This window comes from Streptomyces sp. NPDC056628 (genome assembly GCF_042792555.1).
Taxonomy (GTDB): Bacteria; Actinomycetota; Actinomycetes; order Streptomycetales; family Streptomycetaceae; genus Streptomyces.
Map to the genome: position 1 here is coordinate 1 of NZ_JBHTWG010000003.1, position 21005 is coordinate 21005.

General features: G+C 74.1%; 20 protein-coding genes. 4 read left to right on the forward strand and 16 right to left on the reverse strand.

All coding sequences use genetic code 11. The features are described from left to right. Positions 1 to 275 precede the first annotated feature (275 nt). Both ACFRAC_RS05605 and ACFRAC_RS05610 read right to left on the reverse strand, forming a co-directional pair. On the reverse strand, positions 276 to 938 hold the full coding sequence (locus ACFRAC_RS05605) for a response regulator transcription factor (protein ID WP_055621971.1): 663 nt from the start codon (positions 936 to 938) through the stop codon (positions 276 to 278). A gap of 229 nt (positions 939 to 1167) precedes the next feature. Further along, complete coding sequence (locus tag ACFRAC_RS05610) at positions 1168 to 1845, reverse strand: DUF3000 domain-containing protein (protein WP_382921174.1); 678 nt, start codon at positions 1843 to 1845, stop codon at positions 1168 to 1170. 105 nt (positions 1846 to 1950) lie between these two features. Here ACFRAC_RS05610 and hemE point away from each other — a divergent pair, with 105 nt between their 5' ends. Further along, positions 1951 to 3006, forward strand: coding sequence for a uroporphyrinogen decarboxylase (hemE, locus tag ACFRAC_RS05615; RefSeq protein WP_382921177.1), 1056 nt, complete (start codon positions 1951 to 1953; stop codon positions 3004 to 3006). A 37-nt stretch (positions 3007 to 3043) separates the two neighbouring features. Here the strand turns inward: hemE and ACFRAC_RS05620 are convergent, their stop codons facing one another. Continuing rightward, on the reverse strand, positions 3044 to 3862 hold the full coding sequence (locus tag ACFRAC_RS05620) for a rhomboid family intramembrane serine protease (RefSeq protein ID WP_382921180.1): 819 nt from the start codon (positions 3860 to 3862) through the stop codon (positions 3044 to 3046). A 125-nt stretch (positions 3863 to 3987) separates the two neighbouring features. On the opposite strand from ACFRAC_RS05620, the gene ACFRAC_RS05625 reads away from it, so the two are divergent. Next, positions 3988 to 4311 (forward strand): hypothetical protein, encoded by a 324-nt coding sequence (locus ACFRAC_RS05625; protein ID WP_382921183.1) that lies wholly within the window; start codon positions 3988 to 3990, stop codon positions 4309 to 4311. 17 nt (positions 4312 to 4328) lie between these two features. Here the strand turns inward: ACFRAC_RS05625 and ACFRAC_RS05630 are convergent, their stop codons facing one another. Both ACFRAC_RS05630 and ACFRAC_RS05635 read right to left on the reverse strand, forming a co-directional pair. Beyond that, positions 4329 to 5726 (reverse strand): FAD-dependent oxidoreductase, encoded by a 1398-nt coding sequence (locus tag ACFRAC_RS05630; RefSeq protein ID WP_382921184.1) that lies wholly within the window; start codon positions 5724 to 5726, stop codon positions 4329 to 4331. Positions 5727 to 5753: 27 nt separating this feature from the next. Continuing rightward, positions 5754 to 6749: a DUF4349 domain-containing protein gene (locus tag ACFRAC_RS05635; protein WP_382921187.1), complete on the reverse strand. Its 996-nt coding sequence runs from the start codon at positions 6747 to 6749 to the stop codon at positions 5754 to 5756. 187 nt (positions 6750 to 6936) lie between these two features. Between ACFRAC_RS05635 and hemG the strand changes: the two genes are divergently transcribed. Further along, positions 6937 to 8415: a protoporphyrinogen oxidase gene (gene hemG, locus ACFRAC_RS05640; protein ID WP_382921190.1), complete on the forward strand. Its 1479-nt coding sequence runs from the start codon at positions 6937 to 6939 to the stop codon at positions 8413 to 8415. A 5-nt stretch (positions 8416 to 8420) separates the two neighbouring features. Continuing rightward, positions 8421 to 9152 carry a hydrogen peroxide-dependent heme synthase gene (hemQ, locus tag ACFRAC_RS05645; protein WP_382921193.1) on the forward strand — a complete coding sequence of 244 codons (732 nt, stop codon included), beginning with the start codon at positions 8421 to 8423 and terminating at the stop codon, positions 9150 to 9152. Between the two features lie 68 nt (positions 9153 to 9220). Here the strand turns inward: hemQ and ACFRAC_RS05650 are convergent, their stop codons facing one another. The 11 genes from ACFRAC_RS05650 to ACFRAC_RS05700 form a co-directional block, all read right to left on the reverse strand. Beyond that, the gene (locus ACFRAC_RS05650; RefSeq protein ID WP_382921196.1) at positions 9221 to 10864 is read right to left on the reverse strand and encodes an alpha/beta hydrolase; all 1644 of its coding nucleotides are present in this window, start codon (positions 10862 to 10864) and stop codon (positions 9221 to 9223) included. Positions 10865 to 10968: 104 nt separating this feature from the next. After that, positions 10969 to 11784, reverse strand: coding sequence for a TIGR04222 domain-containing membrane protein (locus tag ACFRAC_RS05655; protein ID WP_382921199.1), 816 nt, complete (start codon positions 11782 to 11784; stop codon positions 10969 to 10971). Positions 11785 to 11886: 102 nt separating this feature from the next. Continuing rightward, positions 11887 to 12696: a DUF4142 domain-containing protein gene (locus ACFRAC_RS05660; protein WP_382921202.1), complete on the reverse strand. Its 810-nt coding sequence runs from the start codon at positions 12694 to 12696 to the stop codon at positions 11887 to 11889. A gap of 144 nt (positions 12697 to 12840) precedes the next feature. After that, entirely contained in the window at positions 12841 to 14148 is a 1308-nt protein-coding gene (locus ACFRAC_RS05665) for a DUF692 domain-containing protein (protein ID WP_382921205.1), read from the reverse strand. Between the two features lie 168 nt (positions 14149 to 14316). Beyond that, positions 14317 to 15048: a peptidyl-tRNA hydrolase gene (locus ACFRAC_RS05670; RefSeq protein ID WP_382921208.1), complete on the reverse strand. Its 732-nt coding sequence runs from the start codon at positions 15046 to 15048 to the stop codon at positions 14317 to 14319. A 66-nt stretch (positions 15049 to 15114) separates the two neighbouring features. Beyond that, positions 15115 to 15294 carry a hypothetical protein gene (locus ACFRAC_RS05675; RefSeq protein WP_382921211.1) on the reverse strand — a complete coding sequence of 60 codons (180 nt, stop codon included), beginning with the start codon at positions 15292 to 15294 and terminating at the stop codon, positions 15115 to 15117. 18 nt (positions 15295 to 15312) lie between these two features. Then, positions 15313 to 16173: a polysaccharide deacetylase family protein gene (locus ACFRAC_RS05680; protein ID WP_382921214.1), complete on the reverse strand. Its 861-nt coding sequence runs from the start codon at positions 16171 to 16173 to the stop codon at positions 15313 to 15315. Between the two features lie 132 nt (positions 16174 to 16305). Next, a complete protein-coding gene (locus ACFRAC_RS05685; protein ID WP_382921216.1) occupies positions 16306 to 17703 on the reverse strand; it encodes a PhoX family protein in 1398 nt (465 codons plus the stop codon). Positions 17704 to 17795: 92 nt separating this feature from the next. Next, positions 17796 to 18707: a slipin family protein gene (locus tag ACFRAC_RS05690; protein WP_382921219.1), complete on the reverse strand. Its 912-nt coding sequence runs from the start codon at positions 18705 to 18707 to the stop codon at positions 17796 to 17798. A 98-nt stretch (positions 18708 to 18805) separates the two neighbouring features. Then, entirely contained in the window at positions 18806 to 20260 is a 1455-nt protein-coding gene (locus ACFRAC_RS05695) for a SulP family inorganic anion transporter (protein WP_382921222.1), read from the reverse strand. A gap of 8 nt (positions 20261 to 20268) precedes the next feature. Further along, positions 20269 to 20847: a carbonic anhydrase gene (locus tag ACFRAC_RS05700; RefSeq protein ID WP_382921226.1), complete on the reverse strand. Its 579-nt coding sequence runs from the start codon at positions 20845 to 20847 to the stop codon at positions 20269 to 20271. Between the last annotated feature and the right edge of the window lie 158 nt (positions 20848 to 21005).

The window sequence follows — 21005 nt, forward strand, 5'->3', positions numbered from 1 at the left end:
CCCGCGGCCCCGCCGCGGGTGGTTCCCTGAGCTGCTACGGGGGGGCTCCTTGGGGCCGCTCTACTCTTTTCTGGTTAACGGGGTGGGCCCGCCCCCCCCCCCCCAACCTACCGCGCGGCCGCCGCCGGAGGGTCGTAATCCAGTCAGTCCGGTGAGGGAGCGGGTTCACGACGAGGGTGGAGGCGGGAGAGGGGGGAGGGAGCCGTTCGCCTCGGAGGACGGGCGGGCGGATGGGCTGGACGGGCGGGAGCTCAGTCGGCTGGACGGGTGGAAGCTCAGTGGATGATGCCGGTCCGCAGGGCCACGGCGACCATGCCGGCGCGGTCGCCGGTGCCGAGCTTGCGGGCGATGCGGGCGAGGTGGCTCTTGACGGTCAGGGCGGACAGGCCCATCGAGACGCCGATGGCCTTGTTCGACTGGCCCTCCGCCACCAGTCGCAGGACCTCGACCTCACGGCCGGACAGTTCGCGGTAGCCGCCCGGGTGGCTCGGGGCACCCGGGTGGCGGCGGTGCATGCGGGCGGCGGCGGAGCCGATGGGGGCGGCACCGGGGCGGGTGGGGAGCCCGACGTTGGTGCGGGTGCCGGTGACGACGTAGCCCTTCACACCGCCCGCCAGGGCGTTGCGTACGGCGCCGATGTCGTCGGCGGCGGAGAGGGCGAGGCCGTTCGGCCAGCCCGCGGCGCGGGTCTCGGACAGCAGGGTGAGACCGGAGCCGTCGGGGAGGTGGACGTCGGCGACGCAGATGTCGCGGGGGTTGCCGATGCGGGGACGAGCCTCCGCGACGGACGAGGCTTCGATGACGTCGCGCACACCGAGCGCCCAGAGGTGGCGGGTGACGGTGGAGCGGACGCGGGGATCGGCCACGACCACCATGGCGGTCGGCTTGTTCGGGCGGTAGGCGACCAGGCTTGCGGGCTGCTCGAGGAGAACGGACACCGGGCCTCCTGGGGGTGCGGGGACGGCTTTCAAGGTCACAGACGTCTTCGGCACCAAACCTCTGGCCCTTTAGGGAAAGATCACGATTTAGTGAGTAACAATTGGGGCAATTCGGACAGGTGGTCGATCGTTCGAGGCCGGTATCGGTTCGATCGCGGACAGTTTCCTGACCGAAAGTGGCCGTATCGACAAAGTGACGGTCAGGCGGACCCCTCGGTCCGCCCCCGCGTCAGCGTGCCTGCGGGTCGCGGCGCTGGGGCAGCGTCACCACCGAGGCGTCCCCGGGACCCGCCGGCGGCAGCCCCGCGACCTGGGCGAGCAGATCGCACCACGACGTCAGATGGGCCGCCGTGTCGGGGACGCCGCCCAGGCCCTCCCGCGGGGTCCAGGAGGCGCGGATCTCGATCTGCGAGGCCGCCGGGCGCTCCGACAGCCCCCCGAAGTAGTGGGAGCTCGCCCGGGTCACGGTGCCGCTCGGCTCGCCGTACGACAGCCCGCGCGCCTGGAGCGCGCCGGTCAGCCAGGACCAGCACACCTCGGGCAGCAGCGGATCGGCGGCCATCTCCGGCTCCAGCTCCGCGCGCACCAGCGTCACCAGCCGGAACGTCCCCCGCCAGGCGTCGTGCCCGTCCGGGTCGTGCAGCAGCACGAGACGGCCGTCGGCCAGGTCCTGGTCGCCGTCGACGACGGTCGCCTCCAGTGCGTACGCGAAGGGGGCGAGACGCTGGGGTGCCTTGGTCTGCTCCACCTCGATCTGCGGGCGCAGCCGGCTGCCGCGCAGGGCTTCCACCGAGGCGCGGAAGGCAGGCGGGGCCGTACTGCGCGCATTCCGGTCCCCCTCTTCGCCGCCCTTCGTGTCATCCGCTCCGCCAGTGCCGTCCGACAGTCTTCCCTGAGCCGCAGCCATGCCGGGAAGATTAAGGGGAACACGGGCTGCGTGCAGGGAGGGACACCCGGAGATCACCGCCGCCCCCGGCCCCCGGCCCTGTCCGGCCATGCGAGACTTGGGCCCGTGAGTGCCAACCAGACGCCGCCTTCCGCCCCGTACGACTCCGCCTTCCTCAAGGCGTGCCGGCGCGAGCCCGTGCCGCATACACCGGTGTGGTTCATGCGGCAGGCCGGGCGCTCACTGCCGGAGTACCGCAAGGTCCGCCAGGGCATCGGGATGCTCGACTCCTGCATGCGGCCCGACCTGGTCGCCGAGATCACCCTGCAGCCCGTCCGCCGGCACGGCGTCGACGCGGCGATCTACTTCAGCGACATCGTCGTCCCGCTCAAGGCCATCGGCGTCGACCTCGACATCAAGCCGGGCGTCGGCCCCGTCGTGGAGCAGCCCGTGCGCACCCGCGCCGACCTGGCCCGGCTGCGCGACCTCACCCCCGAGGACGTCTCCTACGTCACCGAGGCCATCGGCCTGCTGACGGACGAGCTGGGCACCACGCCGCTCATCGGTTTCGCCGGTGCGCCCTTCACCCTCGCGAGCTACCTCGTCGAGGGCGGTCCGTCCCGCACCTACGAGAACGCCAAGGCGATGATGTACGGCGACCCGGAGCTCTGGGCCGACCTGCTCGACCGGCTCGCGGAGATCACGGCCGCCTTCCTCAAGGTGCAGATCGAGGCCGGCGCCTCCGCCGTCCAGCTCTTCGACTCCTGGGCCGGCGCACTCGCCCCCGCCGACTACCGGCGCTCGGTGCTGCCCGCCTCCGCGAAGGTCTTCGACGCGGTCGCCGGATACGGCGTCCCGCGCATCCACTTCGGCGTCGGCACCGGCGAACTGCTGGGCCTCATGGGCGAGGCCGGCGCGGACGTCGTCGGCGTCGACTGGCGCGTCCCGCTCGACGAGGCCGTCCGCCGGGTCGGCCCCGGCAAGGCGCTCCAGGGCAACCTCGACCCGACCGTGCTGTTCGCCGGGACCGAGGCCGTGGAGACGAAGGCCCGTGAGGTGCTCGACGCCGCCTCGGGTCTGGAGGGGCACGTCTTCAACCTCGGCCACGGCGTGATGCCGTCCACCGACCCGGACGCGCTGACCCGGCTCGTGGAGTACGTCCACACCCGGACGGCCGTCTGACCCTTCCGGGCCCCCGCCCGCTCCCTGCGGCGCCCCCTCACCACCCGGGCCGCGCCCGCCGGCCGAACAGCAGGCCGCGCGGCTCGGGTGGCGGGGGCGTCCCCGGGCGCAGCGGCCACGCGATGGCCATGCCCGCCAGGAAGCCCACGACATGCGCCGCGTACGCCACCGTGCCCGCGTCCGAGACACCCTCGCCGTTGGAGTACACGGCCTGGAGCACGAACCAGAAGCCGAGCACCAGCCACGCCGGCAACCGCAGCGGCAGGAAGACGAGGAACGGCACGAGGACCCACACCCGGGCCCTCGGGTACAGCACCAGATAGGCGCCCAGCACCCCGGCGATGGCCCCGGACGCGCCGATCAGCGGTTCCGCCGAGTCGTCGTTGAGCAGTGCGAAGCCGTACGAGGCCGCGTAGCCGCAGACGACGTAGAAGAGCAGGAACCGCACATGGCCCATGCGTTCCTCGATGTTGTTGCCGAAGATCAGCAGGAACAGCATGTTGCCCAGCAGGTGCAGCCAGCCGCCGTGCAGGAACAGCGCGGTGAACACCGACAGCGCGGGGGACTTGTCGTAGTCCGGCGGGCCGATCACACAGCCCGGGCCGTGCGGCCCGACGGCGACACCGCCCGTGGGGACCACCGCGGGCAGCTGACCGTGTATCAGCTCCTGCGGGACGGCCGCGTACTGCTCCAGGAACGCCTGCAGATGGCACAGCTGCGCCAGGCTGCCCTCCCCGGCCACGGAGCCGGCGCCGCCGGGCATGAAGAGGAAGACCAGGACGTTCGCGATGATCAGCGCGTAGGTCACATGGGGCGTACGGCTCACGGGATTGACGTCATGGACGGGGATGACCACGACACATATGTGCCCCCGATCGCTACGTCGAACCGGTGAACACCGGCGTGTCCCGCTGCGTATGTCTCGGCAACCGCCCGCGGCACGGGGAAGGCGGGCCGCGGGGACGACGTGAGGAACAGGCGATGAGCGACCGAGTAACTCCTCCGATACACGCACTGCCCGACGGGGAGGCCGAGATCGCCGTGGTGCTGCGGCTGCCGTGGGAGGACGTGGCACGGCTGGGCCAGGACGCCGGACGTCTCGCGACGCAGATGCAGCGGCCGGTGACGCTGGACGAGGCGGTCAGCCACCGGCTGCGGTCCGCGCGGCCCGCCGCCGCGCACGCCAAGCCCGCGGCGGAGCAGCCCGCCGCCATGCCGAGCAGCGCGTCCGTGTCCTCGCTGCCCTCGCGGCCGCCGGCCGAGCAGGCGCGGCAGGCCATCGAGAGGATCAACGGCAGCGCGTGAGCCGCCCGGCCGCCGGCTCAGGAGACGCCGTGCACCGCCTTGGACGCCTTGCGGGCCGCCACCAGGACCGGGTCCCACACCGGGGAGAACGGCGGCGCGTACCCCAGGTCCAGTGACGTCATCTGCTCCACCGTCATCCCGGCCGTCAGCGCCACCGCCGCGATGTCGACCCGCTTGCCCGCGCCCTCACGACCGACGATCTGCACGCCGAGCAGCCGTCCCGTACGGCGCTCGGCGAGCATCTTGACCGTCATGGGGGAGGCACCCGGGTAGTACCCGGCCCGGCTCGTGGACTCGATGGTGGCGGTGACGTACCGCAGGCCCGCCCTGCGCGCGTCCCTCTCGCGCAGGCCCGTGCGGGCGATCTCCAGGTCGCACACCTTGCTGACGGCCGTGCCGACCACCCCGGGGAACGTGGCGTACCCCCCGCCCACGTTGGTGCCGATGACCTGCCCGTGCTTGTTGGCGTGGGTGCCGAGCGGAACATGGCGCTCCTGACCGGAGACCAGGTCGAGGACCTCCACGCAGTCGCCGCCGGCGTAGATGTCGACGTGGCCGCGCACCCGCTGGGACCGGTCGGTGAGGAGTCCGCCGTGCCGGCCCAGCGGCAGGCCCGCCGAGCGCGCCAGGGTGGTCTCCGGGCGGACGCCGACGCCCAGGACGACCACGTCCGCCGGGTACTCGGCGCCCTCGGTGGCCACGGCCCGTACGTGCCCGTCGTCGCCCGTGAGGATCTTGGTGACCTCGGTGTCGCCCACCATGGTGATGCCGAGTCCCTCCATGGCCTCGTGCACCAGGCGGCCCATGTCCGGGTCCAGCGTCGACATGGGCTCGCTGCCCCGGTTGACGACCGTCACCTCGTAGCCGCGGTTGATGAGGGCCTCGGCCATCTCCACGCCGATGTACCCGGCGCCGACCACCACCGCGCGCCGGCCCGGCGTGCGCGACAGCGTGTCGATCAGGGCCTGCCCGTCGTCGAGGGTCTGCACCCCGTGCACCCCGGGCGCGTCGACGCCCGGCATGTCGGGCCGGATCGGCCGGGCCCCGGTCGCGATCACGAGCTTGTCGTACGGCGTCCAGGACTCGTCCCCCGAGTGGAGGTCACGCGCGCGTACCCGCCGCCCGGCCACGTCGATCTCGACGACCTCGGTCCGCAGCCGCAGATCGATGTCCCGCGCGCGGTGCTCCTCGGCGGTCCGCGCGATCAACTGCTCGCGCCCGGCGACGTCACCCCCCACCCAGTACGGGATGCCGCAGGCCGAGTAGGAGGTGAAGTGGCCGCGTTCGAAGGCCACGATCTCCAGGTCCCCGGCGTCCCTGAGCCGGCGTGCCTGCGACGCCGCGGACATCCCCGCGGCGTCGCCTCCGATCACGACCAGCCGTTCCCGCACACCCCGCGCAGCGCTCATGTCCATGCGAACACGCTACGGGGGCCCGGCATTTCAGTGCCGCTCGCCACCCTGTTCGCCGCCCGCGCGCGTGGCGTCCGGCGCCGGGCGGGCCGCCGGCAGCGGCCCGGCCGCGCCCAGCGGGTCCGGCACCACGGGCCGGGCCGGCCTGCGCGGCCGCACGACCTTCACCCACAGCAGCACGAGCAGCGCCGCCACCGCCAGGAACGGCAGCACGGCCCCGAACACCACGGCCAGCCAGCGCAGCATCGTCACGAACGCGTCCCAGCCGCCCGCGAGCGCGTCCAGGAAACCCGGGTCGTCGTCCCCGGGAGCCGCCTTCTTCACCGGGGTCTCCGACAGGGACAGGGTGATGGTCGCGAGCCCGGCGCGGTCCTTCAGGGACGCCTGCTGGGCGAGCAGCGCCTCCAGGTCGGCCTGCCGACTGCTCAGCTCACCCTCCAGCGTCACCACGTCGCTGAGCTTGGTCGCGCGGTCCATCAGCTCCCGGATCCGGGCCACGCTGGCCCGCTGCGAGGTGATGCGGCTCTCCACGTCGACGACCTGGTCGGTGACGTCCTGCGCCTTGGCGCTGCGCTCGACGAGCTTCCCCGTGCCCTCCAGGTCGTCGAGGACCTCGGCGTACCGGTCGACCGGCACCCGCAGGACCACGCGCGTGCGTTCGTGGCCGTCGCCGTCCCGGCGGGTGGTCTCCTCGCCGACGAAGCCGCCCGCGTTCTCCACCGTGGCGCGGGCCTTGTCCAGCGCCTCGGGCACGTCCGCGACCCGCACGGTCAGCGAGGCGGTGCGGATGATGTGGGTGGCGGCCTTGGGCGCCGTGGACGGCTGCCTGCGGGCCGCGCCGCCCGACCCGGAGTCGGCGGCGCCGCCCGGGGCGGCCCCCTTGGCGTCCGACTGCGCGGCCTCGCCCGCCGCCGAGTCGGACGAGGAGCTGTCGCCGGCGCCGCTGCATCCGGTGAGCGCGAGTGCGGTGGCCAGCAGGAGGCCGGCGAGGGCCTGGACGGGTCGTGCGGAACGGCGTGCGCGCATGTGGACTGCCCCCGAGGGTTCGTCGTGGACGACTGACGCCTCTTCGACGCCCGGGCCTGCCGGAACGTTGGCGGCGTACGGTCCCGATGAGGTCACGGTCGGGACTCGGCGCGGGCACACCGGGCCCGGCGCGGGTGGGCCGTACGGCCCTGGCGGGGGTGCCGGTGCCGTTTGAGAGAGTGGGATCATGCGCGAGCACACCGAGGAGCATGAGGAGACCCGCACGGGGCCCGGCCGGGTCGTCGTCATCGGCGGCGGCATCGCCGGGCTGGCGGCCGCCCACCGGCTGCTGGCCGGCGGCAGCGACGTCACCGTGCTCGAGGCGTCGGACCGCGTCGGCGGCAAGCTGCTGCCCGGCCGGATCGCCGGTGTGCGCGTGGACCTCGGCGCCGAGTCGATGCTCGCCCGCCGCCCCGAGGCCGTCGGCCTCGCCCGCGAGGTGGGCCTCGCCGGGCAGCTCCAGCCGCCCGCCACCGCGACCGCGTCGATCTGGACACGCGGCGCCCTGCGCCCCATGCCCAAGGGCCATGTGATGGGCGTCCCCGGCACCGCGGCCGCCCTGACCGGCCTGCTCTCGCCGGAGGGCCTGGCCCGGATCGAGCGCGACGCCGACCTGCCGCGCACCGAGGTCGGCGACGACGTCGCCGTCGGCGCGTACGTCGCGGCCCGCCTCGGCCGCGAGGTCGTCGACCGCCTGGTCGAACCCCTGCTGGGCGGCGTGTACGCGGGCGACGCCTACCGCATCTCGCTGCGCTCCGCCGTCCCCCAGCTCTACCAGGCCGCGCGGACGCACGACTCGCTCACCGGGGCCGTGCGCGAGATCCAGGCCGCGGCCGCCGCCCGGCAGCAGACCGGGCCGGTGTTCATGGGCATCGAGGGCGGCGTCGGACAACTCCCGCTCGCCGTCGCCGCGTCCGTCCGCGCGCGCGGCGGCGAGATCGTCACCGGCGCGCCGGTCACCGAACTGCGCCGCGAGGGGCCCACCGGATGGCGCGTCGTCGCCGGCGACCGGGTGCTGCGCGCCGACGCCGTCGTGGTCGCCGTGCCCGCCCCGGCCGCCGCGACCCTGCTGCGGGCCGAGGCCCCCGAGGCCGCCGCCGAGCTCGACACCGTCGAGTACGCCTCGATGGCCCTGGTCACCCTGGCCTACCGGCGCGCCGACGCCGCGACCCTCCCCGACGGCAGCGGCTTCCTGGTGCCGCCCGTCGACGGCCGCACCATCAAGGCGTCGACGTTCGCCTCCCGCAAATGGGGCTGGATCGCCGACGAGGACCCGGAGGTGCTGGTGCTGCGCACCTCCGTCGGACGGTACGGCGAGACGGAGATCCTGTCCCGCGACGACGCCGACCTCGTCGCCGTCTCCCGGCGGGACCTCCAGGAGGCGACGGGCCTCGCCGCCACGCCCCTGGAGACCCGCGTCACCCGCTGGACCGGCGGGCTGCCCCAGTACCCCGTCGGCCACCACGCGCGCGTGGCCCGCGTCCGCGCGCGCGTCGCCGAACTCCCGGGCCTGGCCGTGTGCGGCGCCCCGTACGACGGCGTCGGCGTCCCGGCCTGTATCGCGAGCGCCTACGCGGCGGTCGACCAGCTGGCCGGAGACCTGGGCGGTGTGCAGCAGCTCACCGCCCACCCGGTGCAGAGTCTGCACGGAGGAGCAGGAGAATGAGGGACATGAGTGACGACGCCTCCACCCCCGAGACCGGCAGGATCCCGAACAAGGGCAAGCTGGCCAAGGACCTCAACGAGGTCATCCGCTACACCCTCTGGTCGGTCTTCAAGCTGAAGGACGTGCTCCCGGAGGACCGCACGGGCTACGCCGACGAGGTGCAGGAGCTGTTCGACCAGCTCGCCGCCAAGGACGTGACCATCCGCGGCACCTACGACGTCTCCGGTCTGCGCGCCGACGCCGACGTCATGATCTGGTGGCACGCGGAGACCAGCGACCAGCTCCAGGAGGCGTACAACCTCTTCCGCCGCACGAGGCTGGGCCGCGCCCTGGAGCCCGTCTGGTCGAACATGGCGCTGCACCGCCCCGCCGAGTTCAACCGCTCGCACATCCCGGCGTTCCTCGCCGACGAGACGCCCCGCGACTACGTCAGCGTGTACCCGTTCGTGCGCTCCTACGACTGGTACCTGCTGCCCGACGAGGACCGCCGCCGCATGCTCGCCGACCACGGCAAGATGGCCCGCGGTTACCCCGACGTCCGCGCCAACACGGTCGCCTCGTTCTCCCTCGGCGACTACGAGTGGATCCTCGCGTTCGAGGCCGACGAGCTGTACCGCATCGTCGACCTGATGCGTCACCTGCGCGGCTCGGAGGCGCGCAGGCACGTCCGCGAGGAGGTCCCCTTCTACACCGGCCGCCGCAAGTCGGTGGCGGACCTGGTCGCCGGACTGGCCTGACCCGCGACACACGGAGGCCCGGGGGATCACCCCGGGCCTTCGTGCGAGTGCGGTGGTGCGGTGGCCGGTCAGCCGGCGGCCTTCGGCCGCTCACCCGGCTTCGTCGCGGCCGGCCGCTTGGACGTGCGGGAGTCCGCGCGCTGCGGTTCGGGCTGCGGCCGCCCCTCGCACGACGCCCGGCGCGCCGGGAGCCGCCCTTCCAGCAGATAGGCGTCGACGTGCGCGTTGACGCACGCGTTGGGCCCGTACGCGATGCCGTGCGTCCCGGCGTTGCGCTCGGTCACCAGCACCGAGCCGGCCAGCCGGCGGTGCATCTCCAGCGCCCCGTCGTACGGAGTGGCCGCGTCCCGCTCGGCCGCCAGGATCAGGATCGGGGGCACCTCGCCCGGCCCGGTCCGCACGTCCACCGGCTGCTGCCGCGGCGCCTTCCAGAACGCGCACGGCAGGTTCATCCAGGCGTTGTCCCAGGTCTCGAAGGGCGCCACCCGCGCGAGACGCGTGTTGTCCCGGTCCCAGACCCGCCAGTCGGTCGGCCAGGGCGCGTCGTTGCACTCCACGGCCGTGTAGACGGCGTTGGTGTTCTCCTCCTCGGCCGCCGCCTCCGTCACCGGCGACGCCAGTTCCACCAGCGGCTTGGAGTCGCCCTTCAGATACGCCGACAGCGCCTGCGCGCGCGAGGGCCAGTAGTCGTCGTAGTAACCGGCCTGCAGGAACGCCTCCTGCAACTGCCCCGGACCGATCCGCCCGCCGGCCGGCTTCGCGGCCAGCCGGGCCCGAGTCTTGTCGTAGCTGCGCAGGACCGCCTCCGGGGTGCGGCCCAGCCCGTAGTCGGCGTGGTGCTCGGCCACCCACTCCCGGAAGTCCGCCCAGCGGCTCTCGAACGCCACCGACTGGGCGAGGTTGTTGTGGTACCAGATCTGCGCGGGGTCCGGGTTCACCGCCGAGTCGAACACCATGCGCCGCACGTGCGTGGGGAACAGGTGCGCGTACAGCGCGCCGTAGTAGGTCCCGTACGACGCTCCCATGAACGTCAGCTTCGGCTCGCCCAGCGCGGCGCGCAGGACGTCCAGGTCGCGGGCGTTGTTCAGGGAGTTGTAGTGCCGCAGTGCGCTGCCCGCGCGCCGGGCGCAGCCGCGCGCGTACGCCTTGGCCCGGGCGATCCGCTCCTTCTTGTGCGCCTCGGACGGGTGGACCGGCGCGAGGGTCGGCGCCTTGAGGCGCTCCGCGGGGTCCTGGCAGGACAGGGGAGCGGACGGACCGACCCCGCGCGGGGCGTAGCCCACCAGGTCGTAGGCGCCCGCCAGGCGCTTCCAGGCGGGCAGCACCCCGATCAGCGGGAAGTGCAGTCCCGAGGCGCCCGGACCTCCCGGGTTGTAGACCAGGGCGCCCTTGCGCGGCACCCGGTGCTTGCTGTTGCCCGGGTCCCGGTGGGTGGCGCGCACCCGGCTGACGGTGAGCCGGATCTGCTTGCCGTACGGGCGCGCGTAGTCGAGGGGGACGGACACCGTCCCGCACTTCACGTTCTCCGGGAGGCCCTGGCTCTTGGGGCAGGCGCCGAAGTCGATGCCGGCGGTCTCGGCGCGCAGGGCGGCGATCGCGGTGCCGTGTCTCTCGCTCCAGCCGGGCGCGGCTCCGGTGGCCCCTGCCGGTGCGGCGGACAGGGTCGTCAGGAGCAGTGCCCCCGCGGCCGGATAGAGGACGGCAGCTCGCATCGCGTATCCCTTCGGTGCACGGCAGCAACAGAAGGGATATTTCGTTCGCTGGTTGAAGAAGTAAAGCACCGCCCGCCGGTGTCGGCGTCAATGCCCCCTATGCGTCACGCGATCCCGGATGTGCCGTCGCGGTGACGGTCCGTCCGGTGCGCCGGGCCGCGGTGCGCGAAGGCCGCCCGCAGCTCCGGCTCGCCGACGGCCCGCACCCCGCGTACGGCGACGGCGGTCAGGAAGGTGCGGTCGTCGGAGTCGCGGGAGCGCCGGACGAGGGAGTTCAGCAGCCGCTGCCCGGCCGGGGAGGCCCACTGGGCGTACGGGGAGATCTCGACGCGGGCGATGGCCAGGCAGCTCAGGGCGAGGATCAGGGGCAGCGCGAACCAGAGCGCGACCAGTTCCCCCGGCATGTCCGAGCGGCCGGGCGTCAGCAGCGCCAGGGCGCCGAGCACCGGCACGGCCAGGGCGGCGAACCGCACCTGACGGATCGCCGCCGCGATGTCGCGGCGCGGGCCGTCGGGGACGGCGAGGCCCGCGCCCACCAGCCGGTCGGCGAGGCTGCCGACGGCGTCGGCGGCGGCCGCCGCGTCCCGCACCGGCGCTATCCGCGACTGGCCCTCGGGTCCGATGGCCCCGATCACCGAACGCTCCATCTCGTCGCGCCCGCGCGGGTCGACGACCGTCGCCCACCCGGTGTGCGCGAGCAGGAGCCGTCGCTGCCGGGCCATCGAGACGAGGGTCAGATCGGCGACCCGGCGGGGGCCGCCGGACAGGAACGCCGCCTCGTACAGGGTCAGATCGTGCCGCCGGGCGGCGGGCGCGCCGTTCACGTCCGCGGCCGCGGCGTGCACGGCGGCGAGGCACAGCCGGGTGCAGGCCGTGCCGGCGACGGCCCAGGCCAGCAGCAGGAGGAGGACCCACAACATGCCGTTTTTCTATGCCAGAAGCACGGCGTGGCGCCATGGTTTGTTCACCATCCGGACACGGATGTGCGAGGTTGCGACATTCCGGATCGGGACGGGTGGCGATCAGGAGGTCCCCGAACCGTCCTGCGGCTCCTGGGTGGTGAGCGGGCGCGGACTGCTGGCCGCCGGCGGCAGCGAGTACGTCGGCGACGGATCCGGGTTCGCCGGCACCGCCGGGGACGGGTCGGCGACCGGACCGGGCGGGGCCGGGGAGGGGACGAGCGGAGGCGTGCTGCCGGCGGCCAGGTCCCGGGCCAGCGCCTCGTAGTCGACGTGACCGGTGGCCTCCAGGACCGTGATGTGGTCCAGGACGGTGGTGTTGGCGTCGTCGGCCAGCTTGCGGACCAGCGCGTTGCGGGTGCCGGCCCGCACCTCGGCCACGACCGTGAACACCTTGCCGTGCGCCAGCCGCGCGATGTTGGCGAACTTCCGGTCGAACTCGGTGCCTTCGGCCCCGCTCAATTCCCTCAGCCACGCGCGCTGCTGCTCCGTGGGCTCGTCGGGCAGCTCGAGGCTGAGCTCGGCCGCCACGTCGCGCACCCGGTCGTCGAGGAACGTGTGCCCCTCGACGAGGTGCCGCCCGGCGGTCCGTACGGCGTCGGTGGTGCCCTTCTGCTGGGCCAGCCGGCCGGCGGGCAGCTCCCACAGGCCCGCGAGCCGGACCTTCGTGATGAAGTCGCGGTCGAGGGCCGACAGGGGGCCGTAGCCGGTCGTGACGCTCTGGGCGTCGAGCACGGCGAGCCCGGTCCCCGACCGGTCGGCGTACGACCAGATCGGCAGGATCATCGCCGCGAGGGTGGCCACCAGGCCCGTGACGATGAGACCGGTGCCGCTGAGGACGCCTCGGCCCTTGAGGTGAGGTCGCGGTCGCATGAGGTGCCTCCTGCTGCGGCACCGCACGTCAGTGCGCTTCGGGGATGGGATGGGCATACTACTTCGAGCCCACGCCGGCTGCCGTCGGCCGTCACGGAGTCCGACGTACCGGGAGGAAACGCCCGAACGCGGGCCGGGCGACCGTCAGCGGCGCAGCAGCACCCGGCGCGTGGCCCGCGCCAGCCGTACCGCGGGGCGGCGCGAGCGCGGCTTCGGACCCGACCGCTCCAGCCACCACTCCCGCAGCTCCGCCCGGGCGTCCGCGTCCGCCGGCCGTCCTTCGTCCAGCAGGTGCCCCGCGAAGTCCAGCGCGTCCCGCCGGTAGCCGCCGGTCATCGGGTGCCGCTGCGCGTACGCGAGGAACGCCGGCCGGTAGCCGTCCCCGAGGATCACCGGCAGTTCGGGTGCCACCTTGGCGACCACGTCCGCCCGCTTCCCGGCGAGCGCCCGCGCCTGCACCCCGAGCCGCACCCGGTCGAAGCCCTCCGGCGCGGGGGTCCCCGCGACGAGAGCGGACAGCAGCGCCGTCTGCGCCAGCGCCAGCCGCTCCCGGACCGGCGCGGGGGCCCCGGCGACCACGGGAGAGCCCGTCCGCGCCGGTTCCGCCGGGGCCGCCGCCCGCCGGGCCCCGCCCGTCGCCAGCGCCTCCCGGACGGTGTCCAGCTCCCGCTCCAGCTCCGCCGGCTCGGGGAAGTTCTCGTCCCGCTCCAGCAGCACCCCCGGCGGGGACACCCGGGACGCGAGGTCCGTCAGGATGTCGAGGACCGGCCGCGGCACCGGGTGGGCGTGGCTGTCGTGCCAGACCCCGTCGCGCTCGAAGCCGCCCGCGACATGCACGTACGCGATGGCCTCCAGCGGCAGTTCGGCGAGCGCCTTGGCGGGGTCCTCGCCCCGGTTGACGTGGTTGGTGTGCAGGTTGGCCACGTCGATGAGCAGCCGTACGCCGGTGCGGTCGGCCAGCTCGTACAGGAACTGGCCCTCCGTCATCTCCTCACCGGGCCAGGAGAACAGCGCCGCGATGTTCTCCACGGCGAGCGGCACCGGCAGCGCGTCCTGCGCGATCCGCACGTTCTCGCACAGCACGTCCAGGGCGTCCCGGGTGCGCGGCACCGGCAGGAGGTGCCCCGCCTCCAGACGCGGGGACGCGGTCAGCTCGCCGCCCGCCCGGACGAACGCGATGTGCTCGGTGACCAGCGGCGAGCCCAGCGCCCGCGCCCGCTCGGCGAGCGCGGTCAGCCGCCCCTCGTCGGGCCGTTCGGCGCCGCCCAGGCCGAGGGAGACGCCGTGCGGGACCACGGTCACCCCGCGCTCCCGCAGCCGCAGCAGCGACTCCGGGAGGTGTCCGGGGCAGACGTTCTCGGCGACCGTCTCGACCCAGTCGATGCCCGGCATGCGCTCCACGGCGTCCGCGATCTCCGGACGCCACCCGATCCCGGTCCCCAGCCGCACCATCGTCCCCACCTCCACCTCGTGCCGGTCCGCCGTCCGCCTCCCCGGGCGTGCCGGACGTGCCGGGGGTATGGCCCCGCGCGGACCCGCCCGAACCCTCGGGATGCCACCTTCAGAGCAACATTTGAGGTTCGCCGCCCCCGTCCCGTACGCGGGGGACGCCGGGAATGTTCAGGCGCCGGGCGCGCGGCGCAGCGCCGGGTGGTCGGCGACGACGGTGCAGGAGCCCGGCGCGATCTCCGTGAACCCGGCGTCCCGCACCAGCGGCAGGCCGGACTCCGTCAGCTCGCGCCAGCGCGCCGGGTCCGCGGTCCGCACGGCCAGCGGGAACCCCGCCGCGCGCCAGGCGTCCCGGTCCGCGTCCGGCAGCTCCCACCAGGCGAGCTGCGCCGCGTGCCCGGTCTGCGCCATGGCCTTGCCGGCCGACATGGCGAGGTCGGGGTTGAGCCACAGCACCGGCTCGGCGGGCCCCGGAGGCAGGGGCGACTCCGGGTCGTCGAGGTCGGTGCCGGAGACCTGGAGCTTGGCCAGATCCCTGGGCCAGCCGTCCAGCGGGACCGGCGGGAAGACCCGCACCTCGGCGGACTTGCCGGTGACGGTGATGCCGGGCAGCTCCTGGACGCGCCGCCACTCGGCGCCGCGCGCCCGCCGCACGACCTTGCGGATCCGGGCGTCCTCCCAGTCCCGGACGGCTTGGGCCCACTCGCCCTCGCCGAGGGAGCGCTCGTCGCTCAGGAACACCAGGACGGCGCGCGCCGACGTCTCCAGCGCGTCGGTGCGGGCCGGGGGAGCGGCACGCTCGATCCGTACGACCAGGGGCATGACGAATTGCGGGGCGCTGTCGCGCGCCTCCGACTCGGAGCGGAAGGGGCTGTCACCGGAGGGCGTGGGCTCACTGTTCACACGCTCCAGTCTGCCAACCCGGCGCGCGGACCGACGACGCCGCCGGCATCCGTACGCCCCGCGCGGTCAGCCGGAGCAGGCCGTGCGCTGCGCCTCCTGCCACTCGCAGACGGGGCAGAGGGTGATGCCCTTGTACGACTGCGGGTACTCCGTCGGCTCCCGGCACAGCACGCACTCCGCGTACGGCGGCCCGTCCGCCTTCGGCGGCTTCACCACGTCGGCGATCGTGCAGTAGTCCTCGCTCATGCCTCCAGCGTAGATCGGTCAGCGGCGGCCGCCCGAGGCGCCGATCAGCTCGGACACCCGCACCAGCCGGAAGCCCTTGCGGCGCAGTTCCGGCACCACCTCGCGCACCACGCGCTCGGTCGTGGGGGCCGCGCTCAGTGTGCAGTGCAGCACGACCACGGACCCGGGCCGCACCCCGTCCAGGACGTCCCGGGCGACGGCGCCGGCGTCCGTGGCGAACGCGTCCCCGCTCACCACGTCCCACTGCACGGCCGTGACACCGGCCGGGGTCAGCGCCCGCAGCGCCCGTGCGTCGTGGCAGCCGCCGGGGAAGCGGAAGTACGGCATCGCACTGCGGACGCCGGCCTTGCGGAAGGCCGCGTAGGCCCGCTCCACGTCCGTGCGCATCCGCTCCTCGTCCACGGTCGGCAGGCCGTAGCAGTCCTCGGTGAAGGCGTAGTGGCTGTAGGAGTGGTTGGCGATCTCGAAGAGGGGGTCCCGGCCGAGGGAGCGGGCCTGCCGCGGATACTGCTCGGCCCACCGGCCCGTCATGAACACGGTGGCCGGCACCTTCAGCTCCCGCAGGGCCGCGATCAGCCCCGGGTTGTCGAACCGCTCGCCCCGGGCCGCGCGCGGGCCCTGGTCGGCGGTCATGTCGGCGTCGAAGGTCAGCGCGACGGCCCGGTCGCCGCTGCGGGGCCCGTGCGCGAAGACCGGGGTCAGGCCGGCCGGGCCGGGGGCGAGGGTCGGCGGCCCGGCCGCGGGCGAGGCGGAGGCGACGGCGGAGCCGGGGGTGGCGCGCGGGGCGCGGACCGGCTGCGGTGCCGAGCACGCGGCGAGTGCGGTGAGCGCCGTGCCGAGGGCGCAGACGGCGGCGATGTGCCGGACGCGAGTGATCACCGGTCGACGATATGAGGATCAGATGGACATTCCGGTGCGCCGGCGGGGGTGCCGGGCCGGAGTCACCCGGCCGGTCGGCGGCGGCCGCCGCGCGGCGAGGCCGCCGCGCGGCGCCCGGCCGGGTCCGCCGGGTCAGCGGCGCCAGGGTCCCGTCACCGCGAACGTCGTCCCGGGGTCGTAGCAGTTGACGTACATCGTGTCGCCGTCGGGGGAGAAGGTGACGCCGGCGAACTCGCCCCACTCCGGCTCCTGCGGGGTGTTGATGTTCTGGGCGTTGCGCGCCATCGCGTACACCTCCCCGCGCCGGGTCACGCCGAAGACGTGCTGGGCGCCGTTGCCGTCCTCGCACACCATCAGGCCGCCGCTGGGGGCGAGGCAGATGTTGTCCGGGGACTCGCCGGGGAGCTGGACGTCCGTGTCGGGGCCGAAGACGATCACCAGGGTGAGCCGGCGCTCGGTGGGGTCGTAGCGCCAGATCTGCCCGTAGTGGTCCGCCGCCGAGCCGTCCGAGCGGCGGGCGAAGGAGGAGACGAAGTACACCGCCCGCCCGCCCCAGTAGCAGCCCTCGAGCTTCTGCGCGTGGGTGATGCCCTTCGGGCCGAAGTCCTGGAAGCGGATCGGGGTCCCGGCGGCGAGCGGGTCGGGCACGTCCACCCACTCGATCCGGTCGAAGGTGGTGCCCGTCTCCTGGATCGTGGACAGGTCCGGCACGCCCGGCACCCGCATGGCCTGCAGGCGCCCGCCGGCGCGCAGCGAGCCGAGACCGCCTCGCGGCCGTTCGGGCAGGAAGCGGTAGAACAGCCCGAAGGGCCGCTCGAACGCGTCCTCGGTCTCGTAGACGACCCCGCGCTCGGGGTCGACCGCGATGGCCTCGTGCTGGAAGCGGCCCATGGCGGTGAGCGGGACCGCGCCCGAGCGGTGCGGGTTGTCGGGGTCGACCTCGAAGATGAAGCCGTGGTCCTTGGTGTAGCCGTTCGTGCCGGCCCGGTCCTCGGTCTCCTCGCAGGTCAGCCAGGTGCCCCAAGGGGTCGGGCCGCCCGCGCAGTTGACGGCGGTGCCGGCGATGGCGACCCGCTCGGACAGCACGTGGTTGTGCCGGTCCAGGGTCAGCGCCGTACAGCCGCCCTTGCCCGCCGGGTCGTAGGTCAGGCCCTTGACGGTGGGGACGGCGATCGCGGCGTTCGCGCGGTTCTCGTGGTTGCGGACCAGATGGACGCGGCCGGAGCGGGCGGCGAAGGCGGACATGCCGTCGTGGTGGGAGGGGACCTTGCCCTCACCGGAGCGGAGCTGGTCGCCCTCGCGGGAGAGCACCCGGTAGGAGAAACCTTCCGGCAGGTCGAGCAGGCCGTTCGGGTCGGGGACCAGCGGGCCGTAACCGGAGTGACCCAGGTTCTGTGCGGCGGCGGTGCCGGTGAAGAGTTCGGTGACATTGCCGGCGAAGGCGATGGAGACGCCCAACGCGCCGGTACGGGCCAGGAGCTGACGGCGGGTCGAGCCGGAGCCGCCGGGTGCGGACGCGGTTGTGGACATGGGGAACAACCTTCCTGCTGGCGGACAGGAGCTGTGACCCAGCCGTGTCTATCACCTGGCGGGACTCGCGGGAACCACGCGTGTAGCTCGTGTCACTTCCCTTGCGCGTCACCGATGATATCGTCGATCGTCCGTTCGACCTCGCGCTCCGGCGGGTCCCCGGCCTTCGGCGGCTCCACGGCCTCCGGAGGGTCCTCGGCCGGGCGGCCCGCGGTCGCGGGCGCGGGCGCCTGGCGCTCCCCGTGGTCCTCGCCCCGCTCCAGGAAGCGCAGCAGCTCCACCGGGATCGGCAGGACCAGCGTCGAGTTCTTCTCCGCGGCCACCGCCATCACCGTCTGCAGCAGCCGCAGCTGGAGCGCGGAGGGGGTCTCGGCCATCTGGCGGGCGGCGTCGGCCAGCTTCCGGGAGGCCTGGAGCTCGGCGTCCGCGTTGATGATCCGGGCCCGCCGCTCACGGTCCGCCTCCGCCTGGCGGGCCATGGAGCGCTTCATCGACTCCGGCAGGGACACGTCCTTGATCTCGACGCGGTCCACCTGCACGCCCCAGCCGATCGCCGGGCTGTCGATCATCAGCTCCAGGCCCTGGTTGAGCTTCTCCCGGTTGGAGAGCAGGTCGTCCAGGTCGCTCTTGCCGATGATGGAGCGCAGCGACGTCTGCGCCATCTGCGAGACCGCGTACTTGTAGTCCTCGACCGTGATCAGGGCGCTCGCGGCGTCGACCACCTTGAAGTACACGACCGCGTCCACCCGCACGGTCACGTTGTCGCGGGTGATGCCCTCCTGGCCCGGCACCGGCAGCGTGACGATCTGCATGTTGACCTTGTGCAGCCGGTCCACGAACGGAACGATCATCGTGAACCCCGGAGGGCGCACGTCCCCGGCGAGCCGCCCCAGCCGCAGCACCACCCCGCGCTCGTACTGCTTGATGACACGGGCCGCGGCGGACACGTAGACGGCTCCGGCGGCGGCCACTCCGGCGACGGCGCCCAGCAGCTCCTCGACCATGTCGACCTCCTCGCTCAGAGGCCCGCTCGCATATCCCTGCCACGATATGCCCGCCCACCGGTCCGGGGCCATCAGTGCGCCGGACCGGCGGGCGGGGGTCAGCGCGCGGTGAGGCGCACGGGCGTGGTGCCCGCCGCGCTGTGCCGTTCGGCCCAGGTCTCCAGGGCCGTACGGCAGGCGTGGTCGAGGTGGTGCAGGCCGGACAGGTCGAGCTCCACCGGGCGGTCCTGCGGCAGGGCCTCCAGGCTGTCGAGCATCTTCGGCAGCCGTAGGAAGGTCGCGTTGCCCGACAGCCGCGCCCGGACCGGTCCGGCGCCCAGGTCCCGCACCTCCAGCCGTACCTGCGAGGCCCCCCAGGCGGCCTTGGCCACCGACAGCACGAGACCGACGAGCACGCCCTCGAACATGTTCAGCGCGACGATCGACACCGCCGTGGCGACGAGGATCAGCGCCTCGCCCCGCTCACCCCGCCACAGCGTCAGCAGCCCCCGGAACGGGATCAGCCGCCAGCCCGCGTGCAGCAGGACACCGGCCAGGGCGGGCAGCGGCAGCAGTCCCAGCGTGGCGGGCAGCAGCGCCGCGAACACCAGCAGCCACACGCCGTGCAGGACACGTGCCGCCCGGGTCCGCGCCCCCGCCCGCACGTTGGCGGAGCTGCGCACGATGACCGCCGTCATCGGAAGGGCGCCCAGCAGTCCGCAGACGGTGTTGCCCGTGCCCTGCGCCATCAGCTCCTGGTCGTAGCGGGTGCGGGGACCGTCGTGCATCCGGTCCACGGCCGCGGCGCTGAACAGCGACTCGGCGGAGGCGATCAGCGTGAAGGCGACGATCGTCGCGCAGACCGCCGGGTCGGCCAGGGCGGCGAGGGCGTCGGCGCCCGGCGGCTGGACCGCGCCCAGCAGGCCCTCGACCTCGACGGTCGCGACCGGCAGCGAGAGGGCGGCCGCGGCCGCCGTCGCCAGCGCGACGGCCGCGAGCGGACCGGGGACCGCCCGCACCCGGCGCGGCATCCGCGGCCACAGCACCAGGACCGCGACGGTGCCGGCGCCCAGCCCGATCGAGGCCAGCGTCTCCGCGTCCCCGGCGGCCCGGGCGAGCGTGCCGGGCAGCCCGGCGATCCGCTCGGTGCCCGAGGCGGGCGCCTCGGCGTCGGCGACCGAGTAGAGCTGCCCGGCGATCAGCACGAGACCGATCCCGGCCAGCATGCCCTCGACGACGGAGACCGAGATGGCCCGGAACCAGCGACCCAGCCGCAGGGCGCCCATGAGGATCTGGAACAGACCGGTGGCGAGCACCAGGACCCCGAGGACCGGCAGCCCGAACTCCCGCACCGCCTCCAGGACCAGCACGGTCAGACCGGCGGCGGGACCGGAGACCTGCAGACTGCTGCCGCGCATCAGGCCGGTGACGACGCCGCCGACGATCCCGGTGACGAGCCCGAGCTCGGCGGGGACCCCGGAGGCGACGGCCACCCCGACGCACAGCGGCAGCGCGACCAGGAACACGACCAGGGAGGCGGCCAGGTCCTGCCGTATGTGGGGGAACGCGGGCATACGGGCGGTCACAGCGCCTCGAAGGTGTCGGTCGCCGGGTAGTGGACCCGCACGCTTCCGCGGTGCACCTCGTAGTACCAGGCGCGCACGGTGAGCCGGCCCGCCTCCAGCCTTCTCCCGACGCAGGGGTACGAGCGCAGCCTCAGCACCTGCGCCAGCACATGGGCCTGGACGCCCTCGGCGACCTCCGGGTCCTCGGGGGTGCCGGCCGGGGGCGGCGCCGCGTGCGCCAGCCAGTCGCGGACGGCGGGCACGGCGTCCAGGTCGTCGCCGCGCACCAGCGCGCCCACCGCTCCGCAGTGGGAGTGGCCGCAGACCACGACGTCGCGGACGCCGAGGACCTCCACCGCGTACTCGATGGTGGCGGCCTCGCCGGTGGGCTGCCCGGAGCCGTACGGGGGGACGATGTTGCCCGCGGTGCGCAGCTCGAAGAGCTCGCCGGGCCGGGCACCCGTGATCAGGGCCGGTACGACCCGGGAGTCGGAGCAGGTGATGAACAGGACCTGGGGCGACTGTCCTGCGGCCAGCGCGGCGAACTCCTCAGGGCGCTGTCCGAACAGACGGGCGTTGTCGATCAGGGGCTGCATGTGTGGTGACTCCTCCTGGCGCGCCTCGGCCGGCGCGTCGGGGTGTGCGTGACAGAGGTGGGGGGACCGCCTTCCGCACCGCCCGGGGGAGGTCGCCCCCGGGGTTGGTCCTGGCCTTCGCCTCACGTCCCGTGTGCGCGGGCGCGAAGAAGACGCCG

Coding starts and splice junctions, on each gene's coding strand:
- ACFRAC_RS05610 (WP_382921174.1), bottom strand. CDS start 1,845: ATGGCTGCGGCTCAGGGAAGACTGTCGGACGGCACTGGCGGAGCGGAT.
- ACFRAC_RS05625 (WP_382921183.1), top strand. CDS start 3,988: ATGAGCGACCGAGTAACTCCTCCGATACACGCACTGCCCGACGGGGAG.
- ACFRAC_RS05630 (WP_382921184.1), bottom strand. CDS start 5,726: ATGGACATGAGCGCTGCGCGGGGTGTGCGGGAACGGCTGGTCGTGATC.
- ACFRAC_RS05635 (WP_382921187.1), bottom strand. CDS start 6,749: ATGCGCGCACGCCGTTCCGCACGACCCGTCCAGGCCCTCGCCGGCCTC.
- hemG (WP_382921190.1), top strand. CDS start 6,937: ATGCGCGAGCACACCGAGGAGCATGAGGAGACCCGCACGGGGCCCGGC.
- hemQ (WP_382921193.1), top strand. CDS start 8,421: ATGAGTGACGACGCCTCCACCCCCGAGACCGGCAGGATCCCGAACAAG.
- ACFRAC_RS05650 (WP_382921196.1), bottom strand. CDS start 10,864: ATGCGAGCTGCCGTCCTCTATCCGGCCGCGGGGGCACTGCTCCTGACG.
- ACFRAC_RS05655 (WP_382921199.1), bottom strand. CDS start 11,784: ATGTTGTGGGTCCTCCTCCTGCTGCTGGCCTGGGCCGTCGCCGGCACG.
- ACFRAC_RS05660 (WP_382921202.1), bottom strand. CDS start 12,696: ATGCGACCGCGACCTCACCTCAAGGGCCGAGGCGTCCTCAGCGGCACC.
- ACFRAC_RS05665 (WP_382921205.1), bottom strand. CDS start 14,148: ATGGTGCGGCTGGGGACCGGGATCGGGTGGCGTCCGGAGATCGCGGAC.
- ACFRAC_RS05675 (WP_382921211.1), bottom strand. CDS start 15,294: ATGAGCGAGGACTACTGCACGATCGCCGACGTGGTGAAGCCGCCGAAG.
- ACFRAC_RS05685 (WP_382921216.1), bottom strand. CDS start 17,703: ATGTCCACAACCGCGTCCGCACCCGGCGGCTCCGGCTCGACCCGCCGT.
- ACFRAC_RS05690 (WP_382921219.1), bottom strand. CDS start 18,707: ATGGTCGAGGAGCTGCTGGGCGCCGTCGCCGGAGTGGCCGCCGCCGGA.
- ACFRAC_RS05695 (WP_382921222.1), bottom strand. CDS start 20,260: ATGCCCGCGTTCCCCCACATACGGCAGGACCTGGCCGCCTCCCTGGTC.
- ACFRAC_RS05700 (WP_382921226.1), bottom strand. CDS start 20,847: ATGCAGCCCCTGATCGACAACGCCCGTCTGTTCGGACAGCGCCCTGAG.